This is a genomic window from Allobosea sp. GW823-FHT02B03 (assembly GCF_058797755.1).
In genome coordinates, this window is sequence record NZ_JBXAJY010000005.1 from 331336 (window position 1) to 347944 (window position 16609).

At 67.8% G+C, this 16609-nt stretch carries 16 protein-coding genes; 13 read left to right on the forward strand and 3 right to left on the reverse strand.

The window, feature by feature from the left end:
* The first annotated feature begins 64 nt into the window (after positions 1 to 64).
* The 13 genes from AC1REK_RS18675 to AC1REK_RS18735 all read left to right on the forward strand — a co-directional run bounded on the left by AC1REK_RS18675 (position 65) and on the right by AC1REK_RS18735 (position 13433).
* Positions 65 to 1657 (forward strand): arylsulfatase, encoded by a 1593-nt coding sequence (locus AC1REK_RS18675; RefSeq protein WP_492268906.1) that lies wholly within the window; start codon positions 65 to 67, stop codon positions 1655 to 1657.
* Positions 1658 to 1726: 69 nt separating this feature from the next.
* Positions 1727 to 2746, forward strand: a complete 1020-nt coding sequence (locus AC1REK_RS18680) for an HAD family hydrolase (protein WP_492268905.1) — start codon at positions 1727 to 1729, stop codon at positions 2744 to 2746.
* Between the two features lie 14 nt (positions 2747 to 2760).
* Positions 2761 to 3708, forward strand: a complete 948-nt coding sequence (locus tag AC1REK_RS18685) for a formylglycine-generating enzyme family protein (protein WP_492268904.1) — start codon at positions 2761 to 2763, stop codon at positions 3706 to 3708.
* 33 nt (positions 3709 to 3741) lie between these two features.
* Positions 3742 to 5370, forward strand: coding sequence for an arylsulfatase (locus AC1REK_RS18690; RefSeq protein WP_492268903.1), 1629 nt, complete (start codon positions 3742 to 3744; stop codon positions 5368 to 5370).
* Between the two features lie 548 nt (positions 5371 to 5918).
* Positions 5919 to 6896, forward strand: coding sequence for an AAA family ATPase (locus AC1REK_RS18695; protein ID WP_492268902.1), 978 nt, complete (start codon positions 5919 to 5921; stop codon positions 6894 to 6896).
* A 77-nt stretch (positions 6897 to 6973) separates the two neighbouring features.
* Complete coding sequence (locus AC1REK_RS18700; RefSeq protein WP_492268901.1) at positions 6974 to 7912, forward strand: DUF58 domain-containing protein; 939 nt, start codon at positions 6974 to 6976, stop codon at positions 7910 to 7912.
* Positions 7909 to 8388 carry a DUF4381 domain-containing protein gene (locus AC1REK_RS18705; protein ID WP_492268900.1) on the forward strand — a complete coding sequence of 160 codons (480 nt, stop codon included), beginning with the start codon at positions 7909 to 7911 and terminating at the stop codon, positions 8386 to 8388. Before AC1REK_RS18700 ends, AC1REK_RS18705 begins: the two co-directional genes overlap by 4 nt.
* Before the next feature lie 2 nt (positions 8389 to 8390).
* Positions 8391 to 9407, forward strand: a complete 1017-nt coding sequence (locus AC1REK_RS18710) for a VWA domain-containing protein (RefSeq protein WP_492268899.1) — start codon at positions 8391 to 8393, stop codon at positions 9405 to 9407.
* Positions 9404 to 10318 (forward strand): VWA domain-containing protein, encoded by a 915-nt coding sequence (locus AC1REK_RS18715; RefSeq protein WP_492268898.1) that lies wholly within the window; start codon positions 9404 to 9406, stop codon positions 10316 to 10318. Before AC1REK_RS18710 ends, AC1REK_RS18715 begins: the two co-directional genes overlap by 4 nt.
* Entirely contained in the window at positions 10315 to 10950 is a 636-nt protein-coding gene (locus tag AC1REK_RS18720; protein WP_492268897.1) for a tetratricopeptide repeat protein, read from the forward strand. Before AC1REK_RS18715 ends, AC1REK_RS18720 begins: the two co-directional genes overlap by 4 nt.
* Positions 10947 to 12215: a hypothetical protein gene (locus AC1REK_RS18725; RefSeq protein ID WP_492268896.1), complete on the forward strand. Its 1269-nt coding sequence runs from the start codon at positions 10947 to 10949 to the stop codon at positions 12213 to 12215. The genes AC1REK_RS18720 and AC1REK_RS18725 overlap by 4 nt, the downstream gene beginning before the upstream one ends.
* Positions 12216 to 12234: 19 nt before the next feature.
* Positions 12235 to 12495 (forward strand): DUF3302 domain-containing protein, encoded by a 261-nt coding sequence (locus tag AC1REK_RS18730; RefSeq protein ID WP_316017864.1) that lies wholly within the window; start codon positions 12235 to 12237, stop codon positions 12493 to 12495.
* Positions 12492 to 13433 (forward strand): HlyD family secretion protein, encoded by a 942-nt coding sequence (locus AC1REK_RS18735; RefSeq protein WP_316017863.1) that lies wholly within the window; start codon positions 12492 to 12494, stop codon positions 13431 to 13433. Before AC1REK_RS18730 ends, AC1REK_RS18735 begins: the two co-directional genes overlap by 4 nt.
* Positions 13434 to 13461: 28 nt before the next feature.
* Here AC1REK_RS18735 and AC1REK_RS18740 read toward each other — a convergent pair whose 3' ends face one another.
* The 3 genes from AC1REK_RS18740 to AC1REK_RS18750 are packed head-to-tail and all read right to left on the reverse strand — an operon-like array spanning position 13462 to position 16602.
* Positions 13462 to 14574 (reverse strand): DUF2218 domain-containing protein, encoded by a 1113-nt coding sequence (locus tag AC1REK_RS18740; protein WP_492268895.1) that lies wholly within the window; start codon positions 14572 to 14574, stop codon positions 13462 to 13464.
* A 37-nt stretch (positions 14575 to 14611) separates the two neighbouring features.
* Positions 14612 to 15748, reverse strand: coding sequence for an ABC transporter substrate-binding protein (locus AC1REK_RS18745; RefSeq protein ID WP_492268894.1), 1137 nt, complete (start codon positions 15746 to 15748; stop codon positions 14612 to 14614).
* The gene (locus AC1REK_RS18750; RefSeq protein WP_492268893.1) at positions 15745 to 16602 is read right to left on the reverse strand and encodes an alpha/beta hydrolase; all 858 of its coding nucleotides are present in this window, start codon (positions 16600 to 16602) and stop codon (positions 15745 to 15747) included. Before AC1REK_RS18750 ends, AC1REK_RS18745 begins: the two co-directional genes overlap by 4 nt.
* Positions 16603 to 16609 lie beyond the last annotated feature (7 nt).

Consider the following 16609-nt stretch of genomic DNA (forward strand, 5'->3'; position numbering starts at 1 on the left):
TGCCCAGGTTTGCGGTCTTGAAGACGCCTAGCGCCTGGCGCCGATCCGGAACCGGGAGTGTCTCATGGGACGCCATAAATTCCTCGCCGCAGTGGGTCTCGTGGTCGGGTTGGGGCTGTCGGCGATGCCGGCGCAGGCCCAGCCGGCGCCGAGCCAGAACACCGCCAGACCGAACATCCTGGTGATCTTCGGCGACGATATCGGCCAGTCGAACATCAGCGCCTACTCGCACGGTCTCATGGGCTACCGCACGCCCAATATCGACCGGATCGCCAAGGAAGGCATGATGTTCACCGACTATTATGCGGAGAACAGCTGCACGGCCGGCCGCTCGACCTTCATCACCGGTCAGGCCTGCCTGCGCACCGGTCTCTGCAAGGTCGGCATCCCCGGCGCGACGGTCGGTCTGCAGGATCGCGACGTCACCATCGCCCAGGCACTGAAGCCTCTCGGCTATGCCACGGGGCAGTTCGGCAAGAACCATCTCGGCGATCGCGACGAATATCTGCCGACCCGGCACGGCTTCGACGAGTTCTTCGGCAATCTCTATCACCTCAACGCCGAGGAGGAGCCGGAGCGCATTTACTACCCGAAGAACGATACTGCCTTCGTCAAGTCGAACTCGCCGCGAGGCGTGCTGAAGACTTCGTCCGACGGCAAGATCGAAGATACCGGGCCGCTGACCCGCAAGCGGATGGAAACGATCGACGACGAGACCACGGCCGGCGCGATCGATTTCATGCAGCGCCAGGTCCGGGCCAACAAGCCGTTCTTTACCTGGATGAACACGACGCGCATGCATGTGTTCACCCATATCCGCGAGGCCAACAAGGGCATCAGCGGCATGCCTGGCAATGACTACGCCGACGGCATGATCGAGCATGACGGCGATGTCGGCAAGCTCTTGAAGGCAATCGACGATCTCGGTGTCGCCAACAATACCATCGTCATCTACACGACCGATAACGGCCCGAACCAGTGGTCCTGGCCGGACGCCGCCACCACCCAGTTCCGCAGCGAGAAGGACACCAACTGGGAAGGCGCCTTCCGCGTCCCGGCGATGATCCGCTGGCCGGGCAAGGTTAAGGCGGGGGAGGTCTCGAACGAGATGATCTCGGGGCTCGACTGGTTCCCGACCCTGGTCGCGGCGGCCGGCGATGCCGAGATCAAGGACAAGCTGGCCAAGGGCACGCCGCTCGACGGCAAGCAGGCCAAGGTCCATCTCGATGGCTACAATCAGCTGCCTTATCTCACCGGCCAGCAGCCGAAATCCGCGCGCAACGAGTTCCACTATTTCAACGATGACGGCGAGCTCGTCGCCTATCGCTACAATGACTGGAAGATCGTCTTCTGCGAGCAGCGCGCGCCGGGTGGGTTCGTCGTCTGGGCCAATCCGTTCACCTGCCTGCGGGCGCCCAAGGTCTTCAACCTGCGCATGGACCCGATGGAGCGGGCGGATGTCGTCTCCGACCAGTATTACGACTGGCTCGCCAAGAACGCCTATCTGATCCAGTACGGCGTCTGGAAGGTCGCGCCCTTCCTGCAGACCTTCAAGGAGTATCCGCCGAGCCAGCGGCCGGCGAGCTTCAGCGTCGACCAGATGGTCGATGCGCTCATGCGCAACCTCGACCAGGCCGCCAGCCGGGCGACGAAGTAACCTGCCGACGAGCGAGCCGGCCCCGGCGGCCGGCTCGCTCCAGATGCCCCGCATGGGAAGGAGCCTGCCATGGCCTGCGAGTTGCCGACTGCGATGACAAGGCGCTCGCTTGGCGGGGCGGCGCTGTTGTTGTTTCTCTCGGTCGCCTCGGTCGCCTGGGCTCAGAACGACCCGCTCCCCTCCTGGAATGACGGCAAGGCCAAGGCCGCTATCGTCGATTTCGTCGGCAAGGTGACGCGGGATGGCGGCCCGGATTTCGTCAAGCCGGCCGAGCGCATCGCCACCTTCGACAATGACGGGACGCTCTGGGCGGAGCAGCCAGCCTATTTCCAGCTGCTTTTCGCGTTCGACGAGATCAAGCGGCAAGTGGCGGAGAAGCCCGAGCTGAAAGGCAAGGAGCCTTATCGTTCCGTAATCGCGCGCGATCTCAAGGCGCTGGCGGCCGACGGGAACAAGGGTCTGCTTCAGGTCGTGGCCCTGACCCATTCCGGCATGACCACCGAAGCGTTCGAAGCTTCGGTCGCCAACTGGCTGAGTTCGGCCCGCCATCCGACCAAGCAGCGGCGCTACGACGAACTGGTCTACCAGCCGCAGCTCGAGCTGCTCGCCTATCTGCGCGCCAATGGCTTCAAGACCTTCATCGTCTCCGGCGGCGGGGTCGAGTTCATGCGGGTCTTTGCCGAAAAGGCCTATGGCATCCCGCCCGAGCAGGTCGTCGGCTCGTCCGGCGCCGTCAAGTTCCGGATCGGAGCCAATGGCAAGCCGGAGCTGGTCAAGGACCGAAAGGTCGAGTTTATCGATGACGGACCGGGCAAGCCGGTCGGCATCAACCGCTTCATCGGCAGGCGCCCGATTCTCGCCTTCGGCAACTCCGACGGCGATCTCCAGATGCTGCAATACACGGCGGGAGGAAATGGTACGCGGCTGGCACTGATCGTCCATCATACCGACGCCGAGCGCGAATGGGCCTATGATCGCAAATCCCAGATCGGCAAGCTCGATAGGGCACTTGACGAGGCCGCGGCCAAGGGCTGGACGGTCGTCGACATGAAGAAGGACTGGAAGACGGTCTTTCCGGAAAGCCGCTAGGGCAGGGGCCGAAAATGCTCGATAAGCCGGTTCTTACCAATGGCATGCGACGGGTCGAGGGCGGCACCTTCCGCATGGGCTCCGACGTGCACTATGCCGAGGAGGCGCCGAGCCACCGCGTCACCGTCGATGCCTTCTGGATCGACGAGATCCCTGTCACCAACGCGCAGTTCCGCGCCTTCGTCGAGGCGACCGGACATGTGACCTTCGCCGAGATCGCGCCGGACCCGAAGGATTATCCGGGGGCTTTGCCGCATATGCTGCGGGCGGGATCGCTGATGTTCAACCCGCCGACGCACCCGGTCGACCTGCGCGACTGGTCGCAATGGTGGACCTTCAAGTTCGGGGCGACCTGGCGCAAGCCCTATGGCGCGGGTTCCTCGATCAAGGGGCTCGACGATCACCCTGTCGTCCATGTCGCCTATCGCGACGCCGAAGCCTATGCCGCCTGGGTCGGGAAATCGCTGCCGACCGAGGCGGAGTGGGAGTTTGCGGCCTGGGGCGGTCGCGAGGGCAGCGAATTCGTCTGGGGCGACGAACTCGTCCCCGAAGGCCGCCACATGGCCAACACCTGGCAGGGCAGCTTCCCGCACGAGAACACCAAGGACGATGGCTGGGCCCGGACCTCGCCCGTCCGCAGCTATCCGCCCAACGGCTACGGGCTCTACGACATGATCGGCAATGTCTGGGAATGGACCTCCGATTTCTGGTCCACCCGCCATCAGGCCGATGCGCCGAAGGCCTGCTGTGTGCCGCAGAACCCTCGCGGGGGGCCGGAAGCGGACAGCTACGATCCGCGCCAGCCGGAGATCCTTATCCCGCGCAAGGTCCTGAAAGGCGGCTCGCATCTCTGCGCACCGAGCTATTGCCGCCGCTACCGCCCGGCTGCGCGGCACGCCGAGCCAGTCGATACATCGACAAGCCATGTCGGCTTCCGCTGCGTTGTCAGGCCGGCATCCTGAGTAGTCCCCACAGAAGCACAAGGAGGATGTTCGATGACAGCAGACCCGAACAAGACCGACCAGACTGCGACTGCAAGGGACGACATCGACCTCAACCGCCGCCGCATCCTGTTGTCGGGAACGGCCTTCGTGGCCGCCGCCGCGGCCGGCACACAGGCCCAGGCGCAGCAGCCGGCTCCGACGCCTCAGGCGAGCGGCGGCTCAGGCCGTCAGCCGAATATCCTCGTCATCTGGGGCGACGATATCGGCACCTGGAACATCAGCCACAATAATCGCGGCATGATGGGCTACATGACGCCGAACATCGACCGGATCGCCCGGGAAGGCGTCAGCTTCACCGACTATTATGGTCAGCAGAGCTGCACCGCGGGGCGTGCCGCCTTCATCGGCGGGAATGTTCCGGTGCGGACCGGCATGACCAAGGTCGGGCTGCCGGGCGCCAAAGAGGGCTGGCAGAAGACCGACGTCACCATGGCGACCGTGCTGAAGTCGCGCGGCTACGCCACGGGCCAGTTCGGCAAGAACCACCAGGGCGACCGCGACGAGCACCTGCCGACCCAGCACGGCTTCGACGAGTTCCTCGGCAACCTCTACCATCTGAATGCCGAGGAGGAGCCGGAAAACCCCGACTATCCGAAGGATCCCGAGTTCCGCAAGAAGTTCGGCCCGCGCGGCGTGATCAAAGCCTCGGCCGACGGCAAGATCGAAGATACCGGGCCGCTGACCAAGAAGCGGATGGAGACGATCGACGAGGAGACGCTGGCCGCCGCGAAGGATTTCATCCAGCGCCAGGTCCGCGCCAACAAGCCGTTCTTCACCTGGTGGAATGCGACGCGGATGCATTTCCGCACCCACATCAAGCCGGCGAGCAAGGGCAAGTCCGGACAGGACGACTACTCGGACGGCATGGTCGAGCATGACGGCATGGTCGGCGAGCTGCTCAAGGTGCTCGACGATCTCGGCGTCGCCAACGATACGATCGTCTTCTACTCGACCGACAACGGCCCGCACTACAACACCTGGCCGGACGCGGGGACCACCCCCTTCCGCAGCGAGAAGAACTCGAACTGGGAGGGCGCCTATCGCGTGCCGGCCTTTGTTCGCTGGCCGGGAAAGTTCCCGGCAGGCACGACGCTGAATGGCATCGTGGCCCATGAGGACTGGCTGCCGACCTTCGCGGCGGTAGCGGGCGCGCCGGATATCGCGGAACAGCTTCTCAAGGGCGTCACGCTCAACGGCCGGCCCTACAAGAACTATATCGATGGCTACAACCTTCTCGACTATCTCACTGGCAAGACCAAGGAATCGCCGCGCAAGGAGTTCTGGTACGTCAATGACGACAGCCAGGTCGTGGCGGCGCGCTATGAGGACTGGAAGGTCGTCTTCCTCGAGAACCGCGGGCAGGCTTTCGGCGTCTGGCGCGAGCCCTTCACCGAACTGCGCGTGCCCTTGCTGTTCCATCTCCGCCGCGACCCGTTCGAGAAGGCGCAGCACAATGCCAATGTCTACAATGACTGGTTCCTGGAGCGCGTCTTCGTCATTGTTCCGATCCAGGCGCTTGCCGCGAAGTTCCTGCAAACGATGAAGGACTATCCGCCGAGCCAGACGCCCGGCTCCTTCAACCTGACCAAGATCGAGGAACAACTGCGAGCCGTACGCTGAGCACCCACGCGGCCCCTTGCTCTCGCGGCGAAGGGGCCGCATCCTCACAGCGCCGCATGGCCAGGGTTTGTCTTTAATTGTCGAGGATCGGATGAAATACGCGCTGAAGTCCTTCCGCCTGCCGGCTGCCCTTTTGTGTTGCTTGCCCCTGGTCGCTTGCACCACGACCGCCGAGCAGGCCCCGCCGGTCTTGGCGCCAGCGCCTTCGCCTGCCTCTGTCCAACCGCCGCAGCGCAGCTATCTCGACCCCGGCCCCAACCCGGCGCGGACCGGTGGGCCGGCCTATGTCCGGGCCAATCAGACCAGCGCGACGCGACAGACCGACTTCTTCGGGAACGACCTGCTCCCACAGAACCCATGACGCCGATACACGGCGAGCGGTCCGGCTGCGGCCGCTCGAAGTATTGCCGAGCCGTGGGCCGGCTCATGCTCGCCGCGTCCAGGCAAGCAGGCGAGGGGCGACACGAACCGGCGCTGTAACGGTTACAGCAGTGACTTGCCCGCCTCGCTCGGCAGAATCTCCCGATGCTGGCCGAAGGGAACGGGCGATGGACGGAACCGGACCGAGCGTACGCAGTGCCGTCGGCGACCTCCAGAGCCGGATAAACCGGGACATCATCGGCCAGGAGCGCGTCGTCGAACGCATCGTCATCGCGCTCCTCGCCAATGGCAACGTCCTGCTCGAGGGCTTGCCCGGCCTCGCCAAGACCCGTGCGATCAAGAGCCTGTCGAAGAATCTCGAATCGGACTTCAGCCGCATCCAGTTCACGCCGGACCTGCTGCCCTCCGACGTGACCGGCGGCGAGATCCTGCGTCCGGACGGCGCTTTCGAATTCCGGAAGGGACCGATTTTCGGCAATCTCGTCCTCGCCGACGAGATCAACCGTGCCCCGCCCAAGGTCCAGTCCGCCCTGCTCGAGGCGATGGAGGAGCGCCACGTCACCGTGGCCGGCAAGCGCTATGAATTGCCGCCGCTCTTCATGGTGCTCGCGACCCAGAACCCGATCGAGCAGGAAGGCACCTATCCGCTGCCGGAAGCGCAGATGGACCGCTTTCTGATGCATATCCGCATCGACTACCCGTCCGATGCCGACGAGGTGAAGGTGATGCGGCTGGTCCGCAGCGAGAGCGCCGCGCACCCGGCCGAAGCCGAGCCCGCCAAGATCCCGCAGCAAGTGATCTTCGACGCACGCGCCGAGATCGACCGTGTCGTGACCAAGGACGTTGTCGAAAGCTACATGGTCGCGCTTATCGCCGCGACGCGCCGTCCTGCCGAGTTCGGCGACAAGCTGAAGAACTGGATTGCGGTAGGGGCCAGTCCGCGCGGCTCGCTGGCACTCGATCGCTGCTCGCGCACCTATGCCTGGCTGCAGGGCCGCGATTTCGTCACGCCGGAGGATGTTCAGGCCGTGGCGCATGACTGCCTGCGGCACCGGGTTTCGCTGTCCTATGAGGCCGGCGCGGACGGCATGAACGCGGACGCGGTTCTCGACGAGGTGGTCAGGCAGGTCGCGGTCGCAGTGTAGGGCGGAACGCCATGGCGCTGATGCGGGAGAAACCGAGGGCGGCTGGCAGCGCTTCAGTCGATGGCGCGCGCGCCTTCGTGAGCCTGGACGAACTCCTGCGCCTCAAGCATCGCGCCAGCGGCTTCAGCTTCCTGCCGCGCCAGCCGGTGCACAGCCTCCTCGCCGGGCGCCATGCCTCGCGTTTGCGCGGGCGCGGTCTGAACTTCGAGGAGCTGCGCCACTATTTCGAGGGCGACGACACCCGCACCATCGACTGGCTGGCGACGGCGCGGCTCGGCAGCCCACATGTCCGGGTCTACTCCGAGGAGCGCGACCGGCCGGTGCTGCTGCTGGTCGACCAGCGCAGCACGATGTTCTTCGGCAGCCGGCGGGCGATGAAATCGGTGGCGGCGGCCGAGGCTGCCGCGCTCGCCGCCTGGCGGGTGACCTCGCTCGGCGACCGGGTCGGCGCCGTCGTCTTCGGCGATCGCGGCCTTGTCACGGTGCGACCGCAGGCGCGCGACCATGGCGCGGTCCGCGTGCTCTCGGAAGTCGCCCGGCAGAACGCGGCCCTCGCGGAACCGGGCGATCGGGAGGCAGGGCCGGGCCGGCTGAACGAGGCCTTGCGGGCCGCCGCCCGGATCGCGACCCATGACTGGTTGATCTGCCTGATCTCGGATGTCGCGGGCGAGAATGACGAGACGGCACGGCTCGTTACGCGGCTCTGCGCCCATAACGATGTGCTCGCGATCTTCATCCATGACCCGCTGGAGCAGGACCTGCCCGATATCGGACCGGCAACCTTCAGTTCGGGCGGTTCCCAGATCGAAATCGATTCATCGGCCGCATCGCTCCGGCGGGAGTTTTCCCGGGAGCGCACCGAGTGGCGTGCGCGACTGGCGCAGCTCTCGCGCAGTCGGGCCATCCCCGTTTTGCCGATCTCGACGGAGCGCGATGCTGGCGAACAGCTGCGGGAACTCATCGGCAAGCGGCGCGCGCAGCAGATGGCGGGCGCGACCGGGCGGAGCGCGCCATGAGCGATCCCGGCGATCTCAGCAGGCTCGCCGATCTGGCCCTGCCGCCGCCGGTCCCGTTCTGGCCACCGGCCGCCGGAACCGCGATCGTCGGCTGCGCCGTGTTGGCGGCCCTCTGCGTGCTCGGCTGGCGGCGCTGGTCACGCTATCGCGCCGATGCCTATCTGCGTGCCGCGGCGGCCGAGCTCGACGGGCTCGGTGCCGCTCCGGTTACGGCGGAAGCAATCTCGGCCGTGCTGAAGCGTGTTGCCCTCGTCGCCCATGGCCGGGAGCGGGTCGCCGCCCTGACCGGTCGGGCCTGGGGGGCTTTTCTTGCCGAGACGGCGCCTGGCGATCGGCAGGTCGCGGCCCTCGCTTCGGCGATCGAGGGCGCCGTCACGGCGACGACGGCCCTCGAACCGGCGGCTGCGGCGGAAGCACTCGCACAGGCGAGGTCCTGGCTTCACGGCCAGCGCGGCCGCCTGACGGCGGAGGCCTGACCATGCTCGCCTTCGCTTATCCCTGGCTCGCCTTGCTCGCCCCGCTGCCGTTGATCTGGCTCGGCTTGCCGGCCCATGCCGAGCGTCGCGCCGGCCTGCGCGTGCCGTTCTTCGACCAGCTGGCGCGCCTGAGCGGGCAGAAGCCATTCCAGGGGGGCGTGGTCGCGCGACGAGGTGCTGCGCGGTTTGCCGTGCTCACCCTGGTCTGGTTGCTCGCGCTGGCGGCGCTGGCGCGGCCGCAATGGATCGATCCGCCGCTGCATCGCGACCTGCCGACGCGCGACCTGCTTCTGTTGGTCGACCTTTCCGGCTCGATGGACACCAAGGATTTCGTCGACCAGTCCGGGCAGACCGTCGACCGGCTGACGGCGGTCAAGCAGGTGCTCGACGATTTCCTCTCGCGCCGGAAAGGCGACCGCGTCGGCGTCGTCGTCTTCGGCGATGCGCCCTTCGCCCTGGTGCCCTTCACCACGGACCTCGAGCTGAGCCGAGCGATGCTGCGCGACACCGCTGTCGGCATGGCCGGTCCGCGCACCGCCTTCGGCGACGCGATCGGTCTCGGCATCGGCCTGTTCGCGCGCAGCACGGTCAAGGCAAGGACGATCATCGCCCTGACCGACGGCAACGACACGGTCAGCAAGGTGCCGCCGGCCGAGGCGGCGCGCGTCGCCAAGGACAAGGGCATCGTCATCCACACCGTCGCGGTCGGCGATCCAACGGCCGCGGGCGAGGACAAGCTCGACGAGGCAGCGCTCAAGGAGGTGGCGAGCACCACCGGCGGCGGCTTCTTCCGGGCGCTCGACCGCGCGCAGCTCGCTCAGATCTACCAGCGCCTCGACGAGATCGAGACGCGCCGGATTGACACGGTCAGCTTCCGGCCACGGCGCGACATCTACTGGATTCCGCTCGCCGCCGGCCTCGTTCTGACGCTGCTCGCGCAGGGGCTGCAGCTGGCATGGCGCCACCGGAGCGACCACGCTTCCGCCCGCTCTCCTGCGATCGCGGGGAGGTCGTCGTGATCGCGGCGCTCGCCCCGTTCCATTTCGAGCGCCCGCTCTGGCTGTTGGCGCTCATCCCCGCGGCGGCGCTCTGGCTCCTGACGCATCGCAGCGCCGATATGCTGGTGAGGTGGCGCCGTGTCATCGATCCGGCCCTGCTGCCGCATCTCGTGGATGGGGAGACGCGGCCGGCGATCGTCTCCCCGGCCAATGCACTCGCGCTGGCCTGGCTGCTGGTGACGATTGCTGTTGCGGGCCCTGCCTGGCAGCGCGAGCCATCGCCATTTGCGCAGGCCAAGCCACCCGTCGCCATCGTGCTGAAGGTCACGCCGTCCATGCTAACGCAGGACCTCGCGCCGACGAGGCTCGACCGCGCCCGCCAGAAGCTGGCCGATATCCTCACGGCGCGGGAAGGGGCGGCGGCCAGCCTGATCGCCTATTCCGGCTCCTCACATCTCGTCCTGCCGCCGACCCCGGATAGCGCGGTCGTGCTCGATCTCGCAAAATCCCTGTCGCCGGAGATCATGCCGCGGGAGGGTGACGATCTCGCCGGGGCGCTGGCGCTGGCGAGGCGGGTGCTCGCAGGCATGGACGATGCCGGCTCGGTGCTGATCATGGCGGATGCCGCGACGCCGCAGGCGATCGCGGGGCACTCCGGCGGCGGGAGCGCGGTGACGATCCTGTCCCTGCTGGCGCCGGGGTCGGAAGCCGGCGGCCTGCCTGAGATCGCCAAGGCCTTGGATGCGACCCTGATCGAAACGACGGTCGATCAGGCCGACGTCACCGAGATCGTGCGGCGGCTCGACCGCGCCGATCAGCTGGGAAGCGTCGCGGGCGAGGGCCAGCACTGGCGCGAGGCCGGCTACTGGCTGACGCCTCTGATCGCCCTCCTGGCGCTGCTCTGGTTCCGGCGCGGATGGGTGCTGCCATGAGGCGCGCATTCGCAAGCTCGCCCTATGCGGTGATCGCGGGCATAGCGGCCCTGGCGCTGCTTTTCGCCTCCCATCGCCTGGGCTGGCAGGCGCTCTGGCTGACGGCCGATCAACGGGGGCGCGTCCTGATCGACGAGGGCCGGGCGGCTGACGCGGCAAAGGCGTTCCGCGACCCGCTCTGGCGCGGCGTCGCGCTGTTTCGGGCCGGCGAATTCAAGGAGGCCGCGCAGGCCTTCGCCGCGCGCGATACGGCGGTGGGCGCATTCGATCAGGGCAATGCGCTGGTCATGCTCGGCCAGTATGACGACGCCCTGAAGCGCTATGATCGGGCGCTGGCGCTGCGCCCCGGCTGGGAGGCGGCGCTGAACAACCGCGAGATCGCCCGTATCCGCGGCGAGCGCAAGAAGACCGAGGGCGGCGAGACCGGCAACACCGACGACAAGCCCGACGAGGTGGTGTTCGACAAGAACAAGAAGGGCGGCGAGGACACGACGGTCGAGGCCGCCCAGCCGATGTCGGACGAGGCGGTGCGCGCGCTCTGGCTCAAGCGGGTGCAGACCAGGCCTGCCGACTTCCTGCGCGCCAAGTTCGCCTATCAGCTCCAGGCGGCGCCAGCGGAGAAAGCGCCATGAGGTTGCTCGCCGCTCTGTTCGCCCTTGCCATCTTTGGGCCTGCCATGGCCCAGCAGCCGGCGAGCCAGCCGCTGGTGCGGACCCGCGTCGTGCCGGCCGAGGGCGTCGTGATCGGCCAGCCCGTGCAGCTTAATATCGACGTGCTGTTTCCGGGCGAGATGCCGCATCCCCCGCTGGTTCGGGTGCCGGAAGCGGCCGGCGCCCAGATTCTGCGCTTCGAGACGCAGGCGACGACGATGCGCGATCGCATTTCCGACCAGGATTATGTCGGCCAGAGCTTCGCGTTCACCGTATTCCCGCGGCGCGGCGGGCAGATCGCCATCCCGGCGCCCGAGGTCACGCTGCTCGACCGCCGCGGCGATCCGATGGGCTCGGCCAAGGGGGAGGCGACGCGGATCGATGTCGGCGTCCCGGCCGGCCTCGATATCTCCGGCCCCGTGCTCGCGGCCGACAAGGTGACGGCCAGCGAGAGCTGGACGCCCGATCCCGGCAGTACGCGTTTCAAGGCGGGGGACGCGGTCACCCGGACGATCCGGCGGCAGGCAGCGGGCGTGCCGGCGCTGGGCATGGCTGAGTTCCGGTTCACGGCGCCCGATGGCGTGCGCGTCTATGTCGACCCGCCGACGGTCGAGGATAAGAGCAATCGCGGCATCGTCGACGGTGAGCGCGTCGACAAGGCGACCTATGTCTTCGAGCGCGGCGGCAGCTATGTCCTGCCGGACCTGTCCCAGCCCTGGTGGAGCCTCGCCGACAAGCGGGCGCGGGCCGAAAGCCTGCCGGGCCTTACGATCTCGGTCGCCGCGCCGGCGAGCCATGTCGCCGGCGGAGCGAAAGCGCCGCCTCTCGGGCTGATTGCCGCTGCAGCTGCTGCCGTTGCCCTGATCGTTCTGGCGTCGATCTTCATCCGGCGCCGGCTGGTCGCCGCCTGGCATGGCTGGCAGCAGCGCCGGCAGGGTTCGGAAGCTTTCGCACGCCGTGCTCTGGTGCAGGAAGCGCGGGCCGGCGATCCGGCCGCGACCTATCGCGCGCTCGGCGTCTGGCTGGAGCGCCTGTCGCCCGGCGAGCGCCAACGCGTGCGTGCCGATGCTCGCCTGGGACCGCTGGTCGCCGCGCTTGAAGCTTCGCTGTTCGGCAGCGGCAGTGGCTGGGAGCCAGAGAAAGGCGAGGCGATGGCAAGCGCGGTGAATACCTGCTCCCAGCAGGCTGAGGCTCCGGCAGCGGCGCGCGCGCCGCTGCCGCCGCTCAATCCTGTCTGTTCGACCTGACCCGTTTCAGGAGCCCCCCATGAGTGGACTCGACATCTTCGCCTGGATCGTCCTGATCGTCCTGGTTGCCAGCACGGTCTTCGTCATCGTCTTCATGGCGATGTGGCCTGGCATGGTGGCAAGGCGGCGGGGCCATCCCTGGGCCGAGGCGGTGAGCATCGGCGGCTGGGTGACCCTGTTCCTCGGCTTCGTGCTGTGGCCGATCGTGCTGATCTGGGCTTATGTCGACGTGCCACAGCCGGCTGATCGCGCGACCGGGAAGGTGGAGGCGGCCCGATGATCGTCGTCCTGCTCAACGTCTATCTCGCGCTGCTCTTCATCCTGGTGAAGTTGAAAATCGTTCCGTTCAACCTGTTCTGGAAGGTCTCGCCGGTTCTCGTCCTGCTGCTCCTGCTGATCGGCCTGTTCATCCCGATGAACTGGGGCGCGCCGCAGGGGCCTGCGCTCGTCGTCAGGAACTCGGTCGCGATCGTCCCCAGTGTCGCCGGCGAGGTGATCGACGTCCCGGTCCAGGCCAACAGCCCGGTCAAGGCCGGCGACGTGCTGTTCCGGATCGACCCCGTTCCTTTCGAGGCTCAGGTCCAGGCCATCGAGGCGCAGCTCAGATTCCAGGAGACCCGTCTCGCCGAGATGACCCAGCTGCAGACGCATGGCACGGGGAGGACTTTCGACGTCGAGGAACGTCAGGCCTCGGTCGATCAGCTGAGGGCGCAGCTCGAAGGCGCCAGATGGAACCTCGACAAGACCACCGTGCGTGCGCCGGCGGACGGCTATGTCACCAACCTCGCCTTGCGCAAGGGGGCGCGGGTATCGAGTCTGCCCTTGTCGCCCGTCATGGCCTTCATCGACACTTCGGCGACCATCATCGGCGTCGAGATCAACCAGATCGATGCGCGCTATCTCGCCGTGGGCCAGCCCGTCGAGCTGACCTTCAAGCGGACGCCGGGCACCGTCCAGACCGGCAAGGTCGAGAGCGTGCTGCAGGCGATCTCGACCGGGCAGGTGCAGACCTCGGGGCTCGCCGTCTCACCGACGGCAGTGCATGCGGCGCCGTTCATCGTGCGCGTCCGGCTCGACGATCAGGGCTTCGCGAGCGCCCTTCCGGCAGGTGCGGCCGGCGACGCCGCGATCTTCACGGAGCACGTCAAGCCCGCCCATGTCATCCGCAAGGTCCTGCTGCGGCAGATCGCGATCACCAACTACGTCAACCCGTTCTGAGGCAGGTGTCGGCCGGCGACGTTTGCGCTCAGGCGGCGCGGGCGGCTGCCTTCTTCTCCAGGGCGTGCTGCTCCTCGGAAAGGCCGTTGCGCCAGTAGCTTACGATCAGATGTTGGTCGAGGTTCGGGCGCAGCCGCTGGCGCGCGGCGGCGCGCAGCAGCCGGAACGTGTCGTGCTCCATCGCGGCCCAGACATAGGTCCCCGGTCCGTCCTGCTCCCAGTCCAGGGCCTCGAATTCCGCCAGCAGCTGCGGCGCCGCATCGGCCTTGGCCCGGTCGCGATGCAGCCAGCGGATGGTGAAGCCGGCCGGGGCCTCGAGCGCCTGCTGCTCCTGCGCATCAGCGACCTCGATCAAGGCGAGCCCTTGCGCATCGCCGGGCAGGTTCGCCAGCATGCGGGCGACGGCGGGCAGGCCGGTCTCGTCGGCGAGGAAGAGATAGCGTTCGGCTTCGCGCAGGCCGCGCCCGCCGGGGCCCGCCATGCCGATCCGGTCGCCGGCGGCGGCGCGCTCGGCAAAGGCCGAGCCCGGCCCGACATCGCCGTGCAACACGAAATCGATGGCGAGCGTGCCGGCGGCGGCGTCGATCTCGCGGATCGTATATTTGCGGACGGCCGGGCGCTGCTCGGCCGGAGGCTGGGTGATCAGCCCGTCCTCGCTCAGCATCGGCCAGATCGGCTCGGCGAGGCCCGCCGGCGGGATGAACAGGCGCACATGCAGCGCCTCCAGCGAGTCGAAGCGTGCGAGATCCTCGCCGCGGAAGCGGATGCGGCGCATATGCGGCGTCAGCCGCTCGGTTCCGGTCACTGTCAGAACCCGGAAATCGGGCAGGAGCGAGGGGCCGCTGCCATCGCCCTGCCAACTGATCGCGGGCGCGCTGCCGGCAGGCGCGAGTTCGACGACATGGCTCGCGATCGCGAGCTTCATCGCCTGCAGGCCGGCGAGGCTCGGCGCCTCGACACGGGCGAGAAGCTCGCCCGCCATCAGGCGCAGCACAGCCTCGCTGCCATCGAGGGCGATCAGCGTCGCGCCGTCCCGCTCGCTCACCGTCGCATGGTGTTCGACGAGGTGCTCGCGGAGCGCCCGCAGCAGGGCGTCGGGATCGGCGAGGCTGAAGCGCGCTTCGGCACAAAGGATCGTCATGGTCGGAAAGCCTTCCTGCTCCTGCGAAGACGGTCGCTCAAGGTCGGCTCTTGGCCGTCCCGTCGATCCAGAGCGTGCCGTCGAGCGGAATCGCCGAGAAGCGCGCCTGGATCTCGTTCAGCGTCGCCTGCGGGTCGAGATCGGCGAAGCGCTCGGGATGGATCCATTTGGCCAGCGCCTCGATCGCCACGATATGCAGCGGGGTGTCGTTGAAGAGCTGCCAGAGGCCATAGGCCCGGCCGCTGCGGACGGCGCTGAGCGCGCTGATGCCGGGGCTGGCGATAAGGGTGGCGAAGCTGCGCGCGCCTTCTTCCGGCGAGACGCCGAGCCCGAGCACGAGCCCGCCCCGCCGGGCGAGATGCACGCCGCCGGTCGCGACATAGACCGCCGGGTCGGCGGCGAGCAGTTGCTCGAGGCTGATCTGGCCGGTGGCGCCTGGCAGGATGGAAGCTGCGATGTTGCGGCCGCCGGCGAGCGTGATGAAGTCGTCGAACGTGCCCTTGCCGGGTGACTGGCAGCAGTCGAAGCCGCCGGCGTGAGCATGCATGAAGACGCTCGGCCGCTCGATGCCGCGAACGCGGCTGGCGAGTCGTTCGCGGCGCTCCTCATAGAAGCGGATATAGGCCTCGGCCTGCTCCTCGCGGCCGATCAGCTTGCCGAGCACGCGCAGGCTCGGCACCGTGTCGCGCAGCGGCTGCAGGTAGAAATCGACTACGGCGACGGTGATGCCGGCCGCCTCGAAACGCGCAACCAGATCGCCGGGTCCGTGCCGCGAGCCGGCCAGCGACTGGCTGAGGATGACGAGATCCGGCGCCAGCGAGACGGCCTTCTCGAAGGAGAAGCCGTCCTGCGTGCCGCCATCGCCGACCGTCGGCAGGGTCTCGATTGCGGGGAATTTCGCGGCATAGCGGGCATAGGCGTCGGGATTTTGCCGCTTATGATCGCTGCCCCAGCCGGCGAGCAGGCTGATCGGATCGGGATGCAGGAGGCCGAGCCCGTTGAGTTGGCGTCCCTGGGCGAGCACGATGCGCTTCGCCGGCCCCGGCAGCGTCACCGTGCGCCCGGCGAGGTCCGTCACCGTCACCGGCTGAGCCGCCGCCGGGGTGGCGATCATGCCAAGCGCGAGAAGGGGGGCGACGAGCCTCGTCGCGATCCGCGTCAGCCGGGCGATCATCGGGCGCTATCCCCTCGAACGGATGGCTCGGCGAGCGTGAAGGCCACGGCGCGCGAGAGCATGGCGGGAATGACGGAGACATGGTTCTCACCGGTGAAGACGACATGCTCGCAGTCGAGCCGGCCGGAGGCGGCGAGGCTGTTTGCCATCTCGGCGGCATTGTCGACCATGCGGGCCTTCTCCAGCCGGGTCGCGCGATCGGGGAACCGGAGTGGATCGGTCTTCTGTTCTTCGCCGCCGACGGTGATCAGCAGCCTTGGCCGCAGGATCGGCGCCGGGCTGCGCAGGAACTGCGCCCGAGCGGCGAGGATGGCGCGCTCGTTCCACCAGATCGAAGGGCTGCCGGCGACGAGGCTGCGGAACAGCCCCGGCCTGTTGAACAGGGCGTGCAGGGTGAAAAGCCCGCCGAAGGAATGTCCGGCGAGTGCGAGCTGCGCCCGGTCGATCGGCGCGAGATCTGCCACCATCGGGAGCAATCGCGTCTCGATCAGATCGAGGAAGCGGTCGGCACCGCCAACATCCGGCAGCAGGTCCTGCCGCCGCCGCTCGGCATCGAACGGGGCTGCGCCGGGATAGCCGATCCCGACGATCACCGCCGGGCCGACGCCGCTCACTTCGGGCCGGCCACCCTGCAGGCGGGCGTTGGTCAACGCCGTCGCGAACAGCGCGTCGCCATCGACCAGCACCAGGACCGGGAAGCCTGCGGCGGGTGGCGCCTCGGGAGGCACAGCGACCAGCAGGCGATAGGGCAGGCCTTGCGCCGAGTGGATCTCGAACTGGCGTGCATGCGGCAGCGCGACCGCGGTGCCGGGCGAAAGCTCGCCCGGGTTGTTGCTGGCGGATGCCGTGCGCACGCCGTCC